Raw genomic sequence first — 14612 nt, forward strand, 5'->3', positions numbered from 1 at the left:
AGATTGTTTATATATTTACATGGCTAAATAGTTTTAAAGTATCTTCAATAAGCTCAATTTTTTCATTTTTGGCTAGATAATTTGCGTAAATATCACGCGAGTAAACTGGCGCATTGTTAACTAAATAGAGTTGCTTACTCGCCAAGTAGTGTTCGGTTAGCTGTCTTGGCAGGTAGGCACTTCCTCCAACCCCTAATAGGAAGTTAAGCGCGACTATAGGCTGATTTATGCAGTGCTTAGCTGCTGGTGCATCGTGGTAATCTCGCATATATTGCGAATTTATCGATTCACCATAATCGACTTTAACATAATTACTCAGCGTAAAGGGATGATTAACATTTTGTTGTTCGCTGGTAACTAAATGTAACGGTACCGTTGCTATTTTTTCCGTGATTAGTTCTTCAGCAAAAGTAGGTTCGAATAAAAAGGCAATATCAACGATACGGTTTAAAATATTTTTGCGCAGCTCGACAGGGTTGTAGGTTGCTGTTAATAGGCTAATATCGTCTCTATTTTTATGAATTTTTTGCAACCACTCTTGTAGAACAATATCCCAAATTGACATCATGGAACCGATCGCTAACTGTTGTGAATTGTTGTCTGTGATGCTTATATCTTGTTTAGTTTTTTGCCACATCAAAATGATTTCATTGGCATGTTTAATCAAGCGCTCACCCTCTGCTGTTAACTTTAGGTGATTTTGACTGCGATCAAATAACAAGACACCGAGTTCATCTTCAAGCAACTTTATACGCGCACTTACGGCGGATTGAGTGATAAAAAGCGATTCAGATGCTAATCTAAAATGTAATGTTCTGCTCACTTCAAGGAACGTTTTTAGTAATTCTATTTTCATCATTTTATTCACTTCATATAAGTTACATAAATGTTAAATGGATTGTAGCGAAATAGTTTTATTATATGGAGTTTTGTGAGTAGAATCCAAATCACATTCAATGTCCATATTATATCGTTATTCTTGGGCATATTTACTATTGAGATTATTATGAAAATTGCTATTTTATCAAGGAATGCGAACTTATATTCAACTAAGCGTTTAAAAGAAGCTGGCGAATTGCGTGGCCACGAAGTTGACGTCATAGATACTTTACATTGCTATATGGATATAACGAGTAGCCGTCCAACCGTACGTTATTATGGTGAGGAATTGCCTAAGTATGACGCAATTATCCCACGTATTGGGGCCTCTGTCACTTTTTATGGTACTGCTGTAGCAAGGCAGTTTGAGATGATGGGAACCTTTAATGTTAATGAATCCGTTGCTATTAGCCGTTCTCGAGACAAATTACGTTCATTACAACTATTATCAAGAAAAGGCATTGGTCTACCAAGAACCGGATTTGCCTGTAAACCGGATAGCGTTAAAGATTTAATTAAAAATGTTGGTGGTGCGCCTGTCGTTATAAAGTTATTAGAAGGAACGCAGGGCATTGGTGTGGTACTGGCTGACACCGAGAAAGCCGCAGAAAGTATTATCGAAGCGTTTATGGGGCTTAAGGCTGATATCCTAGTACAGGAATTTGTAAAAGAAGCCGGTGGCGCTGATATTCGTTGTTTTGTGGTGGGCGGTAAAGTGGTTGCTGCAATGAAACGTCAGGGGGCCGAAGGTGAGTTTAGATCTAACTTGCATCGTGGTGGTTCTGCAAAAGTAATTCGTTTGTCTAAAGCTGAAAGAGAAACGGCAGTTAATGCCGCCAAAGTGATGGGATTGAACGTGTGTGGTGTTGACCTATTGCAATCGGCAAGTGGTCCAATGGTAATGGAAGTTAACTCTTCACCGGGACTAGAAGGGATTGAAACGGCAACAAAAAAAGATGTCGCAAGCATGATTATTGAGTTTATTGAGAAAAATGCTGGAAATAGTTTAAATAAAACACGTGGAAAAGGATGATAAAAAATGGCTAACGCATTACGTATTGGTGAATTTGATATTTTACCTGGAGAAAATCGTAAAATAAAAATACCCGTTGCCAAACTATATACTGATGCGGAGGTCTCTTTGCCCGTTCATATTATCAGGGCAAAAAAAGCTGGACCTATTGTTTTTATAAGTGCAGCTATACATGGTGATGAGCTTAATGGTATTGAGATTATAAGGCGCTTATTGGGACAACCTAATTTTAAACTAATCAGAGGAACCATTATCGCCGTTTCGATGGTTAATGTTTACGGTGTGGTTAACCAGAGCCGTTATATGCCAGACAGAAGAGACCTTAACCGCTCTTTTCCTGGTTCTGCGAAGGGAACCTTGGCTGGGCGAGTAGCGCATATATTTTTAAATGAAATTGTGAAACATTGTGATTATGGCATTGATTTGCATACCGGAGCGATTCATCGCTCCAATCTACCGCAAATTAGAGCAAATTTATCTGATTCTGAAACCAAAGAGCTTGCTCTGGTGTTTGGTGTGCCTGTTATTTTAAATTCAAACTTGGTTGATGGTTCTTTGCGAGAGGCCGCCGTTAAAATTGGTACTAAGGTTTTGTTATATGAAGCAGGAGAAGCCTTAAGATTTGATGAGTTTTCAATAAGAGCTGGAATAAAGGGAATTGAAAATGTTCTGCAGCATTTAAGTATGATGCGCAAACGATCAATAAAAAGGAAAAAGATAGAACCCTATATCGCCAATCATAGTAGTTGGTTAAGAGCTAATGCAAGTGGTATCGTTAATAATATAAGTAACCTAGGCGATCAAATCATGAAGGGAGATATTTTGGCTGAAATTGGCAGTCCCTATGGTGATGTGTTCGGTGTTGTACAGGCGGTTCGCTCGGGTATTGTGATTGGTAAGCAAAATATTCCTTTAGTACAAGAGGGGGAAGCGATGTTTCATATTGCTTATTTTTCTGAAGATGATGAAAAAATTGCCGATGATATTGAAACCGTGCAAGAGATGTTAGTTCAAAAAGATGATATTAAACGTTAATTTTCTAAAGAGAGTTTAATACGATAATGAAAAACAAGAAAATTGTTGGACGATTAGAGTCCATTGCCTTACCTGAATTAGAGATAGATGACTTACAAGTGCGGGTTGATACTGGGGCAAAGACCTCTTCTTTACATGTCGATAATATTGTTAAATATTTAGTTAAAGGGAAACCTTGGGTGAAATTTGATATTCACCCCGATATTCATAATGTTAATCGATTACTTGCTTGTAAAGCACCAATCAGTGACATTAGAAAAATAAAATCCTCTAATGGTACCGCTGAACAGCGCTATGTTATTGAGACTCCAATTACATTGGGCTGTGATACATGGCCTATTGAAATTACTTTAACCGATGATCTGATATGAATTATCTAATGTTGCTCGGACGTGAAGCGCTTGGCAAAAATTATTTAGTTGACCCAGCAAAGGTTTTTTTACAATCTAATGATATAAAAGAGTAGTTATCCCCATGATACTTCAGATGCAAGGTCTGCAAGAAAAAGCATCCTATGTTATTGAAGTCTCATGGGTAACAGCGAAATAATGAAAATTGGTATTAGATCTTATTTGCACATTTTTTCTCTGCAAACCACATGGACATAAAATCGGCTGTTAATTGTTGTTCTATTTCTAGCGCGCGAACCGTTGGGCAGAATATGGTAAATATTACTTGTGTATCTCCAGTCTCTGATGTAGCTATTTGGATGTGAGGCTCTGGGCCAGTTATATTAACATCCAATCGATTTTCAATGAGTTGATTATATCGAATGGCAACCTCTCTAAAATCGGCACAATATTCATTCGCTTTTACGTAGAGGGCATTAAGAAACGTAAATGGGTTGACGCTTTGATCTCGGGTGATTGTAAAGTGGTGCATTGCATAACGTTTTAAAAAATTTAAATTTTTAATGGATGAAGTAATTAACTGGCTATTAGGCAAATAGAGCGTTTTGCCGGTAAATTCATAGGAATCTATATTTACTTCTAATAGTGTTAATTTGATCCAGTCTGTTGAGTGCACTTCACCATAATAGTTACCGACTTGAATCCAATCGCCAATGCGATAAGGGCGACTTGAGAGAATATACATAAAGCCGATAAAACATTGGATAAATTCCCGTGTTGCTAAAACAATAGCAACAATAAATGCGGCGATTGAAAATGCAAATTTTTGAATCTCTTCTGCCCAAATGTTAAATACAACGATTAACAGTACAACGGTGACGATGTTGTTGATCATGTTTATTTTTATTTTTTTATTGCTCTTATTCTTATTTTCGACCAAACGAATCAATAGCATTTTTATGATCATAATTGCGCTAAAAAAAACCAGTGCAATAACAAATTTGTTATCTATAATCGCCGATAAAATGGATAAATAATGATCGCTAGTTGAGGTTACTTTTTCTAACACGGTAAAACCTTATTGTTTTTTAGAGCTACTGATAGGCGTAAATAATAGAGGGAATTATACCTGACTTTTTATTTTTCTTATGATTATTACGACTCTTTTTTATCTGTTAGCTTATCACTGATTGTTTCGTATATCAGTGATAGCTGGCTATTTATTATTTTAATCAATAAGATAGATTAGATACTTATGCAGAATGGCATTATTAAGGTGAATTTATGGCAAGGCAAGTGAGTTACGTATTTAAAGGTGCAAGTAAAACAATGCAATTTTCTTATCACCGCTTTCATGATGTGTATGAAGCCGTTGCACAAGCAGAAGGCATTGACTTAACAAATTATTTTGAGATGAAAAAACAGCTGGAATTGAGTTGCAGAGGGCAAGGGATTATTAAAAATTTCCGTGATACAGAATTTGCACGGATGGGGTTCTCTGACATTAAAATTATTCGAGAGGAAAAGTAACTTTTCCAACCTGGCAGTTAGGGTCATTGCTATGCCGATTGCCATTAGTTGCATTACTGTCCCATTCAACGGGCTAAGTTTTTGTGCATTTCTGCCAGATGGTCATTTGCGTAACGGTATGTTGAAATTTGCGTGCCGTTTCTCTAATGACAAAAGGAATATCGGCGCAGTGAATTAAATTGAAATGGCTATCTAAGGCTGCATGCAGCCCATCTAAGGTGGAATAATTTTCACCATTCACCTTCACGCCGCCTAGCCATTTATCTTTTGCCGTGTAATCCTCTAACCATGTATAGGGCGAGGTGATCACAAGGTAGCCATGTTCATTTAACCGCGCTTGAATTGTATCCAAAAAAAGTTTCGGTTCGGAAAGTCGATCAATTAAATTAGCGGCATAAATTAGGTCATAGCCGGTATAGCTGGGTTTTAGGTTTGTTGCATCACCCTGCATAAAGCGAACTTTATCTGTTAATCCCTGATATCCCAGCTGCTTTAATGAGATGCTTTTATATTCAACTAAATCTCCTTCTTTGGGGATGCAATAACGTTTTTCTCCTCGTTCACATAATTGATAGGCTTGCTGAATGAATCGTGCAGAGAAATCAATGCCATCAACATGAGTAAAGGTTTTGGCTAATTCAAATGTCGCACGGCCTACCAACAGCCAATATCTAACGCCTTGTCACACTGTGTTAATCTTATTGCTTGTAAAGCCTGTTTGACGGCATTGATAGAATAATTTTCTACAGCGAAGTATGTCGCTCCATAATGAAATTCTAGGTATTGTGCAATTAGTTGGTCTGATTCATAAATATTAACCTGTGTCGCATTATTTGAGTGATGATCCGATTGCACATAGCGAAACCCTGCATGTTGATAGAAGTGTCGACGAAAGGCGTAGCGGGATGAACGCAATGTTTCATTTCCCGTGGATATCCAAGAGCCTCCTTTGATGAGATTGTGTTTGCCATCAAAAGTAGGGGTAGAAAAATCATCATAAAGGGGGTCAATGGCAAAACCACTGAAACCATCCATCGCAGTTTCTGTCCATTGCCAAACATTGCCGACAATATCGAAGAGACCATTGTGTTTAAATATATTAATCGGACAGGAGGAGGCATAATAGGCAAGCTGCGTATTGCCAGGAACATGTTCGCCATAGGGAGCATCATAGGGGATATTTTCTCTTAAAAGATACCACTCTGCTTCTGTCATTAATCGGATAGAAGAATGGCATTTTTCTGCCTTCCAGTTACAAAATGCCTTTGCCTCAAGCTGATTTACTTCCACTGGCCAATTCAAAGGAAGGGGTATCTCTTCGCTAAGATTGCGCTGCATAATTTGTTGATTGCGTAAAAACCAAAAACGAGGCATTTGCGCCTTGGTATAGGCGAGCCAATTTTTTCCTTCTTGGGTCCAATATTGCGCTTTGTTGTAACCATCATCTTCGACAAAGGAGAGATACTCTTGATTGGAAACAAGGTATTTAGAGGCCTTAAAGTCGTCAACGGTAAATGTTTGCTGACCATATTCATTGTCCCAACCGTAACGGTCATCATCTTTGTTTTTGCCTAACGTAATTTTTTTTCCAGTAATGTTTATTAAGCAATTATCCGCGGCGCTGCCGGTATCAGGACAGGCTGACCAGTTTAATTGGCAAGTCACATCAGTAATGGGAAGTTGGCGAATGATAACCGATGAGGTTTCAAGGTGAATTCGTTCGTGTTCAATGGCCATTATAATCACCCAAGCGGCAGATGATTGTGCAATGGGTAAGGTTAATGGCATTGTATCAATAAATAGAGTAACACGCTGTTTAACTAGGGCTCGATAATGTCGTACCGCATCCACGCTTGGCCAGTTATAGTGCGTTTGATCAAGGTCATCCCATGACATTTCATCAACTCCGATGGCAAACATCGATTCGAAATTTTCATTGATCCGTGCATCTATAAATTTACCCAGTTTTAATTTATTAATAAAAAAAGTCGCGGTATGACCAAAATAGAATATTAGAGGGTGTCGTAGTGGTTCTGCTCTTTTAAAATAAGCGTCATCATTATTGATGAGGCTAAATAATGATTCATATAACGCCCAAGTCGTCTCAAAGTATGATTTTATTGCAGCGCGTTTCTGTTCTTTATCTTTTCCCGTTAGCAGGACTGTTTCACCGTTGCTTATTTTTATCATATCCATCGATTTAGCAGCCTCTTTAGTCAAACATTTTATTAATAATAGACACTATTCCTAGTTAATACGTAACCATGTGTCAGATAGATCTTTGTTGGGGAAAAATTCATTTTTCAGTTGATGCTGAGGAGCGTAATAGAATGAAGTAAAAAGAAATAATTTAATGATGGCGAGGCCGTGATTGCCTCGCCGTGAAAATGAAATTTATAGGGCGGCTGATTTTACGTTTTTGTGCTGGCAAATACGAATACCACTACGATTAACGGCATTGAGTACGGCTTGTAAAGAAGCGGTAACGATATCATCACATTTAGCGGCTGCGCAGTAACGTTGACCTTGAATACTCAGCTGTACATAGGCCATTGCTTCTGCTTGTTCATTTTCGGCGCCTTCTTTACTTGGCAGGGCATGTTCGCTGTAGTCGATTAAGACAACATCCGTGTTGATTGATTTACTTACTCCTTTTACAAAGGCATCTAATACACCTTTACCTTCTCCTTGAAGGGTTATCGCAGCATCAATTGAGGTTATTTCGGCATTCAGTATATCTTGATTATCTTGACGATTAAGTTGGTAGTTGTTTATTGTTGCGATACTTTGCGCGGCTAAATACGTATCGTTGAAAATGGTATAGATAGTGGTTGCCGATACTTCGCTTTCACTATTTTCTGCATGTAATTGCACATGCGGACTAAAATCAACTTGCATCCAACGAGGCATTTGAATGCCATAATCTAAATCCAGTACATAGGCGACCCCGCCTTTTCCTGATTGGCTATTGATACGGATCACTTGTTGGTAGGATCTCCCAGATCTCGAGGATCGATGGGAAGATAAGCGACTTGCCAAGGCGTTTCGGGATCATGTTTACGTTGCTCTGTGTCAATCGCCATACATTTGTTAATGGCATCTTGATGACTACCTGAAAATGCGGCAAAGACTAATTCGCCAGCATAAGGGTGGCGAGGATGTACCGCGAGTTGTGTGCAACGTTCAACGGTGCTGATAATACGATCCATATCAGCAAAATTTAATTGCGGATCAATCCCTTGGCTATAGAGATTCATCGCCATGGTGACAACATCCATATTGCCAGTACGCTCACCATTACCAAGTAGTGTTCCCTCGATACGGTCTGCTCCAGCTAATACCCCTAATTCGGCGGCAGCAACACCACAACCTCGGTCGTTATGGGTATGTAAACTGATACTGATCGATTGACGATGGCTAATATTGTCTGAGAACCATTCAATTTGATCGGCATAAACATTTGGAGTAGAGACTTCCACTGTTTCTGGTAAATTGATAATGACCTTGTTATCTGGTGTTGGTTGCCAAACGTTAATCACGGCATCACATACGGCTAAGGCGTAATCCATCTCCGTGCCAGTAAAGCTCTCAGGAGAGTACTGAAATGACCAATTCGTTTCGGGAGCGGCGCTAGCAAAATCGCGTACCCATTGCGCTCCTTGTATCGCAATTGCGGTAATTTCATCGCGTGATTTTTTAAACACCTGTTCACGTTGCACTGTGGAGGTTGAATTATATAGATGTACTATTGCATTTTTAGCTCCTTTCAAGGCAGCAAAAGTGCGTGCAATTAACGGCTCGCGAGCCTGTGTTAACACTTGGATTGTTACATCATCGGGGATTAAATCCTGTTCAATTAATTGGCGTACAAATTCGAAATCAGGTGCCGATGCGGCAGGAAAGCCCACTTCAATTTCTTTAAAGCCCACATCAACTAATAATTTAAACAGCTCCATCTTTTGACTCGGCGTCATCGGCTCGATTAACGCCTGATTACCATCGCGTAAATCAACACTACACCATTGCGGTGCGGTTTCTATAACCCGATTCGGCCAGCGTCTATCTTTTTTCTGTATAGGTGCGTGAGCGCGATATTTTTTGTGATTAAAATGAGAGTGAGTATTAGCGATATTTGACACGAGTCATTTCCTTGCGAGTTGCGACTAGGGGAGATGTTTAGGCTGATGAATTAGCGAGTTGGCGCACCTTGATAAGGTTGTTGCCACCCGTTTCTGGTAAGAAACATCGCTCGCTATCCATGTGTAAACTATAAAAGAAAAAATGTAGTGAGTGGTTGCAAATTAACTATTTATTTATATTATTTATGCAATAAATCACTACTTAATTTGATATTATTAGTGAATGTTAACTATCGGGTGAAAAAACCATGCAGGAAGTCATTAAATTCGACCGTATTGATAAGAAAATTCTTACTCTCATGCAGAGTAATGCGCGTATTAGTAATTTGGAACTAGCCGATAGTGTCGGTTTGTCTGCGACACCTTGTTCTCGTCGAGTGAAAAGGTTGGAAGAGTCTGGAATAATTGATAAGCATGTAACGCTATTAAAACCCTCGGTACTTGGATTAAATCTAACCGTCATGATCGGCATTTCCATGGATCGCCATACGCCCGATCGTTTTGATAAATTTGAACAGGCTATTGCAGGGTTACCCGAGGTACTAGAATGCTTGATTGTCGCAGGGCAGAGTGCCGATTTTTTATTAAAGGTGGTGGTGCGTGATATGCAGCATTATGAAAAATTTCTATTAGGGCAGTTAACTAAGTTAGAGGGAGTGACAGGTGTCCATTCCAGTTTTGTTTTGCGAGAAGTTTTTAAAAAAACGGAATTGCCACTTGATTAGTAATCGTTAAAATATATCCAAATATATTGTGGATAAGCGTTTTCAAAGCACCTATATTTTTTACGTCACATTGTAGTATGTTATCTATTGCTGCTATTGTATTGCTTAACTTAATAATACTTGAAGGTGCCTACTATGAAACTGAGTTTTTCTCTTAAAATTATACTGCTAGTATTAGCAAGTAGTTTAAGCTCATTATCCTTTGCTGAAGTTGTTTGGATTGATGTACGCAGTCAACAAGAGCATGCTGCGAACCATATTGATGGAGACATATTGATTGTGCACACCGATATTGTTGCACAGACTATGAAATTATTCCCAGATAGGAATACAGAAATTCACCTCTATTGTCGCAGTGGCCGTAGAGCCAAAGAAGCAATGCAGGCTCTTAATGCCGTGGGATATACTAAGGTCTCGAATGCTGGTGGAATAGATGAGACGCGCAAAGCGAGAGGGCTACCTCATTAATCTCTGTATTGGATGAATATTGGTCATTTTATTAATTTACTGACAAAAGGTAAATTTCTATATTTATCTTGCCAAGGTAATCCGTAACCGATCAACATGTCGTCATTTGCCATTTCATAGGCAAAATATTGTTTGTTTAAGATTTTAACGCGACCTGGTTTAACGAATAGTGTTGCAATTGAAAGTGATTTGGGTTGAAAATTATCAGTAAAGAATTTAGCCACTCTTTTCATCGTTCCTCCTGACTCGATGGCATCATCCACTAAAATAACATGCTGATCTTTAATAGTGACATTCTCAAAGTAGATAATATCTGAGCTGTTATTACGATCACCGGGGGTATGTATACAGGAGATATAATCCATTTTCAGCTCAAACTGTAACTGTCTGACTAAATCTGCAGTGAATATTATGCCTCCGGGCACTATCGAAATAATAACGGCCGTTTGCCCTTTAAATTGACTATTAAGTTTTTCTGCAACGATATTAACGCCTTGCACTATTGTTTCTGTGCTGAGAACCATTTCACCGATATTTTTGCTGTCCATATTGAAAATTACCCTCGGAATCTTAAACGATTTTACGGAGCGATTTTACCCGTAGCATATCAAACAATACTTTACCCATTAATATTGCTAAAATGATACCCGCAATATTTATCATCCACTTGGGTAATAGACTGCTCTCAGCTCCTATCTGAGGAGTCACGACAAAACCGCACGTTGCCACCAAATAGTTAACAATGATTCCTGATAGTAATGCAACACCGATCACACCCGCTAGATACCCCCATAATGCACGTTTACCTAACTCACTGCTGACAACCCCTAAAGTCGCAATATTGGTTGCTGGGCCTGCCAACATAAAGACAAGTACGGCACCGGGAGATATTCCAGCAAGTAATAAACCTGCTGCGATGGGGGTTGATGCCGTGGCGCAGATGTACATGGGAATTGAAATGATGACCATGGCTAACATTGCTAAGATACCATCGCCCCATTTTGCTAAAAAGTCGATAGGCACATAAGTTTGTACTAGGGCTGCAAAAAAGAGACCTATTAATAACCAGCCGCTAGTATCTTTTAGCAAATCCGTTGCAGCAAAATGTAAGCCATCAGAAATTCGTGTTGTGATGGTTTTCTTTTGTGGCATTTTATCTGTTCCACAACAGCTTGATGTTGGCTTATTTCCATTTTTTGAGACGTTGCTAGAGGTGCATTTGTTGCTGGAGATCGCTTGGTTATTACTGCAACAGCTACTATTTTTAATTTGCGTTTGTGTGGAATCGGAATGATTCTCTTGGCCAACTAACAAACCAGCTGTAATGGCGCTGATAATTGCAGTAAGGGGTCTGACTATTGCCATAAAAGGGCCGAGTAAAACATAGGAAATCGCTATCGAATCTACCCCTGTTTCCGGTGTTGAAATCAAAAAGGAGGTGGTTGCCGCCTTTGATGCGCCCGAACGCCTTAGACCTACTGCCGCAGGTATAACACCGCATGAACACAAAGGGAGGGGGGCACCGAGTAAGGCTGCTTTTATTGTGCTTTTAAAGCCATGTCCACCAAGTTGCTTCTGCATCCATGACATAGGGACAAAAACCTTCAGCATGCCTGCTAGAATAAGCCCTAGGATCAACCAGGGGGCTGATTCTAAAAAGAGAGCAATAAAATTAGTGAATAGCAGCATCAAATTTCCTTATTTTGTTAACTTTACTTGAATGATAAGTGCTATGTAATTGATATTTCAAACGTTATTGAGTATTGTCAACCAAGGTGCTAACTCTTTCGCAACTGGTTTGCCATGTTCGCCTAAAAAGCTTACAAAGCGTTCAGGTGTTTTGCTTATAATATTTTTTTCATTGAAATTTAGCGCGATTAGTTTTTCTATTGCTTGATCGAAAATCCCGACTTGAAAGCTGATATGGGCATCGCTGCCTAGGCTAATTTTGCCGTTATGCTTATCAACGAGTTCAATTAATGAACTACAAAAGGGGGCTGAACCTTGTCGCGAATGGGTAAATGAGCTGTTATTAATCTCCAGTAGGACATTATTATCTTTAGCTGCGCGTACGATCTCTTCTTGATCAACGGGGTAATTAGGATTACCGGGATGACCAATAATTTGGATAACACCACTCTCCATCGATTTTATTAAAGCACGTGTATTTTCTTTTAAACTTGCTGGTGGAAAAACAGGTTCATGAAAGCTGGCAATGGCAAAATCAAGATGGGATAAAAGCGTATCTGTTAGGTCTACATTACGATTTTTGGCTTGTGTAAAAGGCGTTGTCAGGATATTCGCTTCAATGCCCCGTAATATGGCAATACCATCAACGACTCTAGGAATGACATGCATATTCCCAAAATGCCATGGGTGTGGGGCATCGGGCATCGTTGACGCGTGATCTGTGATAGAAAAAAGCTGTAAGCCATTTTTTTTAGCGGCAAAAATATAGTCGTGAACAGTGCTATAGGCATGGGTGCTTGCAATGGTGTGAGAATGCGTATCGCAAAGAATTTTCATGGCAGATGGCCTCGAATAGTGGCAGGATATAAGCCACTATATACCTGTTAGCAATGAAAATGCAAAATGCATTTTCATTGCTATATGAGGTTTTTTGATAAAATCAGTTGATTTTACTTGTGCCTGCAGCGAGTGATTATTTTGCACTCATTTTTACTGTTTTTATTAATAATTTACCAATATCAGTATGATGAGCAAGCTGCGAGAAAGGTGCTGTTACTTGTGTTGGTCCATAGGCAATAACAGCAACGGGCGTATCGGTGTGCGTCCCCGTACCCCAAACTATATTTTGCTGTTCAGCCATCGCTCGACCAATAAGGTCATTGCGGATCTCATCACCATAAACATAGAAGGCTTCAAAATCGTCAACCTTAGGAAAAGTTTCTGCTTTTAAATAACTGTTTTCGGGATCATGATAATGATTGGGTTCAGTCGTTAAAATCGCTTCAGCCTGTGCTAAGGTGATGTCAAACTCACTATTTTGGTTCACTATTTTTTGTAGTGTTTGTGGCGTTTTTTCGCTTTTATCGAATTCAGCCAACATCATCGCAAAGCTGTTTTTTTGTGCATATAATTTATCTAAAATAGTGATGCTACCGAAATTAAAATTAGGCTTGTAGTCTCTATCTTTAAAGGCAATGCCACTGCGTTTTTCCGCTTTTGGCGTATTGGAGCGTGAATAGCTAAAACCAAAGCCACCCGTTTCATGATCTGCGGTGATCACGACTAAGGTGTCTTGACGATCTTTTACCCATTCATAAACATATTGTATTGTTTCATCGAACTTAAGCATTTCATGGAGCATGGTTCCTGCATCATTGTTATGTCCTGCCCAGTCAATTTGCCCACCTTCAACCATTAAGAAAAAGCCGTCTGGATCTTGAGATAGAATATCTAATGCTTTTTCTGTCATCTCCTTGAGGCTCGGCTGCGTTCTTTTGGGATCATGCTTACTGTTGCTATATTCGATACCATCTTGCATACCTGAATAGGCAAATATGCCAAGCAATTTGCCATTATTTTTAGTTTTAGCAAGATCTTGACGTGTGAATGCCAAGTTATAGCCTGCATTTTTCGCCTCTGTTAATAGATTTTTTTCATCTTTGCGTTTCGATTTGATGGTGATCGAGCCACCCGTCTGTTGCACTATTTGTTGATATTGCTCCCCTTTGTCGTTTACTGATTTAGGTATCCAATAACGCAATCCACCAGAAAGCATGACATCGATATTGGCTGCAAGCATTTCTTGGGCAATTTCATTCTCTAATGAACGATGTGGTTGATGTGATGCAAAAGCGGCTGGTGTGGCATGAGTTAGACGTGTATCAGAGACTAACCCCGTTGCTTTACCCAAACGTTGCGCAATTTCCAGTACAGAATCAACGGGATTACCATCAACATCGAGGCCTAACGCTTCCGATGGGCTGTTTACACCTGAGGCGATTTGTGATGCTGAGCAAGCAGAGTCAACCACTAAGGCATCGGCGGGGCTATGTAGAGACATACCGAGGACACCATTATCAATCATGGTTTTAATGGCGGTATTTTTGCCCTTATAAATAGAGTGAGGGGCCTTACGTGCATACTCTTCTAGCAAACCCATTTGTCCCGGCCCCATGCCATCACCGATCATGACAATGACATTTTTAACGGGTGTTTGTGCAAAACTGTTATAGCTAGCCAGTGTCAGTGACACCGCAAGAAGCGATTTTTTCACTAAATTTAATGACATATTACTAATTTCCTTATGCTGGTCGGATAATAGCCAATTCCTTAATGAGCTATTTATTTTATTTAAATAGCGTGACTAATTTATGGTATTGGTATTGCTTTAGAGTGGTCATTGTAGTGCTGAATTATGACAGTAATATTAATTATTCCACTGTTCAAAAAAGAGCAAATCCATTAATTGTTTTTATTAGTAGAT

General features: G+C 39.3%; 14 protein-coding genes and 1 pseudogene. 6 read left to right on the forward strand and 9 right to left on the reverse strand.

The window, feature by feature from the left end:
- Positions 1 to 7: 7 nt before the first annotated feature.
- Complete coding sequence (locus AB2N10_RS16255; RefSeq protein WP_354623403.1) at positions 8 to 859, reverse strand: LysR family transcriptional regulator; 852 nt, start codon at positions 857 to 859, stop codon at positions 8 to 10.
- A 147-nt stretch (positions 860 to 1006) separates the two neighbouring features.
- On the opposite strand from AB2N10_RS16255, the gene rimK reads away from it, so the two are divergent.
- From rimK to AB2N10_RS16270, 3 genes are read left to right on the forward strand one after another with little or no spacing between them, the layout of a single operon-like run.
- A complete protein-coding gene (rimK, locus tag AB2N10_RS16260; RefSeq protein ID WP_354623404.1) occupies positions 1007 to 1912 on the forward strand; it encodes a 30S ribosomal protein S6--L-glutamate ligase in 906 nt (301 codons plus the stop codon).
- A 6-nt stretch (positions 1913 to 1918) separates the two neighbouring features.
- Entirely contained in the window at positions 1919 to 2947 is a 1029-nt protein-coding gene (locus tag AB2N10_RS16265; protein ID WP_354623406.1) for a succinylglutamate desuccinylase/aspartoacylase family protein, read from the forward strand.
- Between the two features lie 26 nt (positions 2948 to 2973).
- Positions 2974 to 3318: a RimK/LysX family protein gene (locus AB2N10_RS16270; protein ID WP_354623407.1), complete on the forward strand. Its 345-nt coding sequence runs from the start codon at positions 2974 to 2976 to the stop codon at positions 3316 to 3318.
- Positions 3319 to 3508: 190 nt separating this feature from the next.
- On the opposite strand, the gene AB2N10_RS16275 is transcribed toward AB2N10_RS16270, so the two are convergent.
- Positions 3509 to 4366, reverse strand: a complete 858-nt coding sequence (locus tag AB2N10_RS16275; protein ID WP_369434117.1) for a mechanosensitive ion channel family protein — start codon at positions 4364 to 4366, stop codon at positions 3509 to 3511.
- 215 nt (positions 4367 to 4581) lie between these two features.
- On the opposite strand from AB2N10_RS16275, the gene AB2N10_RS16280 reads away from it, so the two are divergent.
- Positions 4582 to 4827: a DUF2960 domain-containing protein gene (locus AB2N10_RS16280; RefSeq protein WP_354623411.1), complete on the forward strand. Its 246-nt coding sequence runs from the start codon at positions 4582 to 4584 to the stop codon at positions 4825 to 4827.
- Positions 4828 to 4900: 73 nt separating this feature from the next.
- Here AB2N10_RS16280 and ovoA read toward each other — a convergent pair.
- From ovoA to AB2N10_RS16295, 3 genes and pseudogenes are all read right to left on the reverse strand, one after another.
- Positions 4901 to 7017, reverse strand: a pseudogene (ovoA, locus tag AB2N10_RS16285) (5-histidylcysteine sulfoxide synthase).
- A 204-nt stretch (positions 7018 to 7221) separates the two neighbouring features.
- On the reverse strand, positions 7222 to 7809 hold the full coding sequence (locus AB2N10_RS16290; RefSeq protein WP_369434118.1) for an alpha-isopropylmalate synthase regulatory domain-containing protein: 588 nt from the start codon (positions 7807 to 7809) through the stop codon (positions 7222 to 7224).
- Complete coding sequence (locus AB2N10_RS16295; protein ID WP_369434119.1) at positions 7806 to 8966, reverse strand: 2-isopropylmalate synthase; 1161 nt, start codon at positions 8964 to 8966, stop codon at positions 7806 to 7808. The genes AB2N10_RS16290 and AB2N10_RS16295 overlap by 4 nt, the downstream gene beginning before the upstream one ends.
- 248 nt (positions 8967 to 9214) lie before the next feature.
- Here AB2N10_RS16295 and AB2N10_RS16300 point away from each other — a divergent pair, with 248 nt between their 5' ends.
- Together AB2N10_RS16300 and AB2N10_RS16305 are read left to right on the forward strand one after the other, a co-directional pair.
- A complete protein-coding gene (locus tag AB2N10_RS16300; RefSeq protein ID WP_354623413.1) occupies positions 9215 to 9691 on the forward strand; it encodes an Lrp/AsnC family transcriptional regulator in 477 nt (158 codons plus the stop codon).
- Positions 9692 to 9826: 135 nt separating this feature from the next.
- The gene (locus AB2N10_RS16305; RefSeq protein ID WP_354623414.1) at positions 9827 to 10159 is read left to right on the forward strand and encodes a rhodanese-like domain-containing protein; all 333 of its coding nucleotides are present in this window, start codon (positions 9827 to 9829) and stop codon (positions 10157 to 10159) included.
- Between the two features lie 23 nt (positions 10160 to 10182).
- Here AB2N10_RS16305 and AB2N10_RS16310 read toward each other — a convergent pair whose 3' ends face one another.
- The 4 genes from AB2N10_RS16310 to AB2N10_RS16325 all read right to left on the reverse strand — a co-directional run bounded on the left by AB2N10_RS16310 (position 10183) and on the right by AB2N10_RS16325 (position 14417).
- A complete protein-coding gene (locus AB2N10_RS16310) occupies positions 10183 to 10707 on the reverse strand; it encodes a phosphoribosyltransferase (RefSeq protein ID WP_369434120.1) in 525 nt (174 codons plus the stop codon).
- A 22-nt stretch (positions 10708 to 10729) separates the two neighbouring features.
- On the reverse strand, positions 10730 to 11845 hold the full coding sequence (locus AB2N10_RS16315) for an SO_0444 family Cu/Zn efflux transporter (protein WP_369434685.1): 1116 nt from the start codon (positions 11843 to 11845) through the stop codon (positions 10730 to 10732).
- Positions 11846 to 11905: 60 nt separating this feature from the next.
- Positions 11906 to 12685: a phosphatase gene (locus AB2N10_RS16320; RefSeq protein ID WP_354623417.1), complete on the reverse strand. Its 780-nt coding sequence runs from the start codon at positions 12683 to 12685 to the stop codon at positions 11906 to 11908.
- 136 nt (positions 12686 to 12821) lie between these two features.
- Positions 12822 to 14417: an alkaline phosphatase gene (locus tag AB2N10_RS16325; RefSeq protein WP_354623418.1), complete on the reverse strand. Its 1596-nt coding sequence runs from the start codon at positions 14415 to 14417 to the stop codon at positions 12822 to 12824.
- Positions 14418 to 14612 lie beyond the last annotated feature (195 nt).

Source organism: Psychromonas sp. MME1, assembly GCF_041080865.1.
Classification (GTDB): Bacteria; Pseudomonadota; Gammaproteobacteria; order Enterobacterales; family Psychromonadaceae; genus Psychromonas.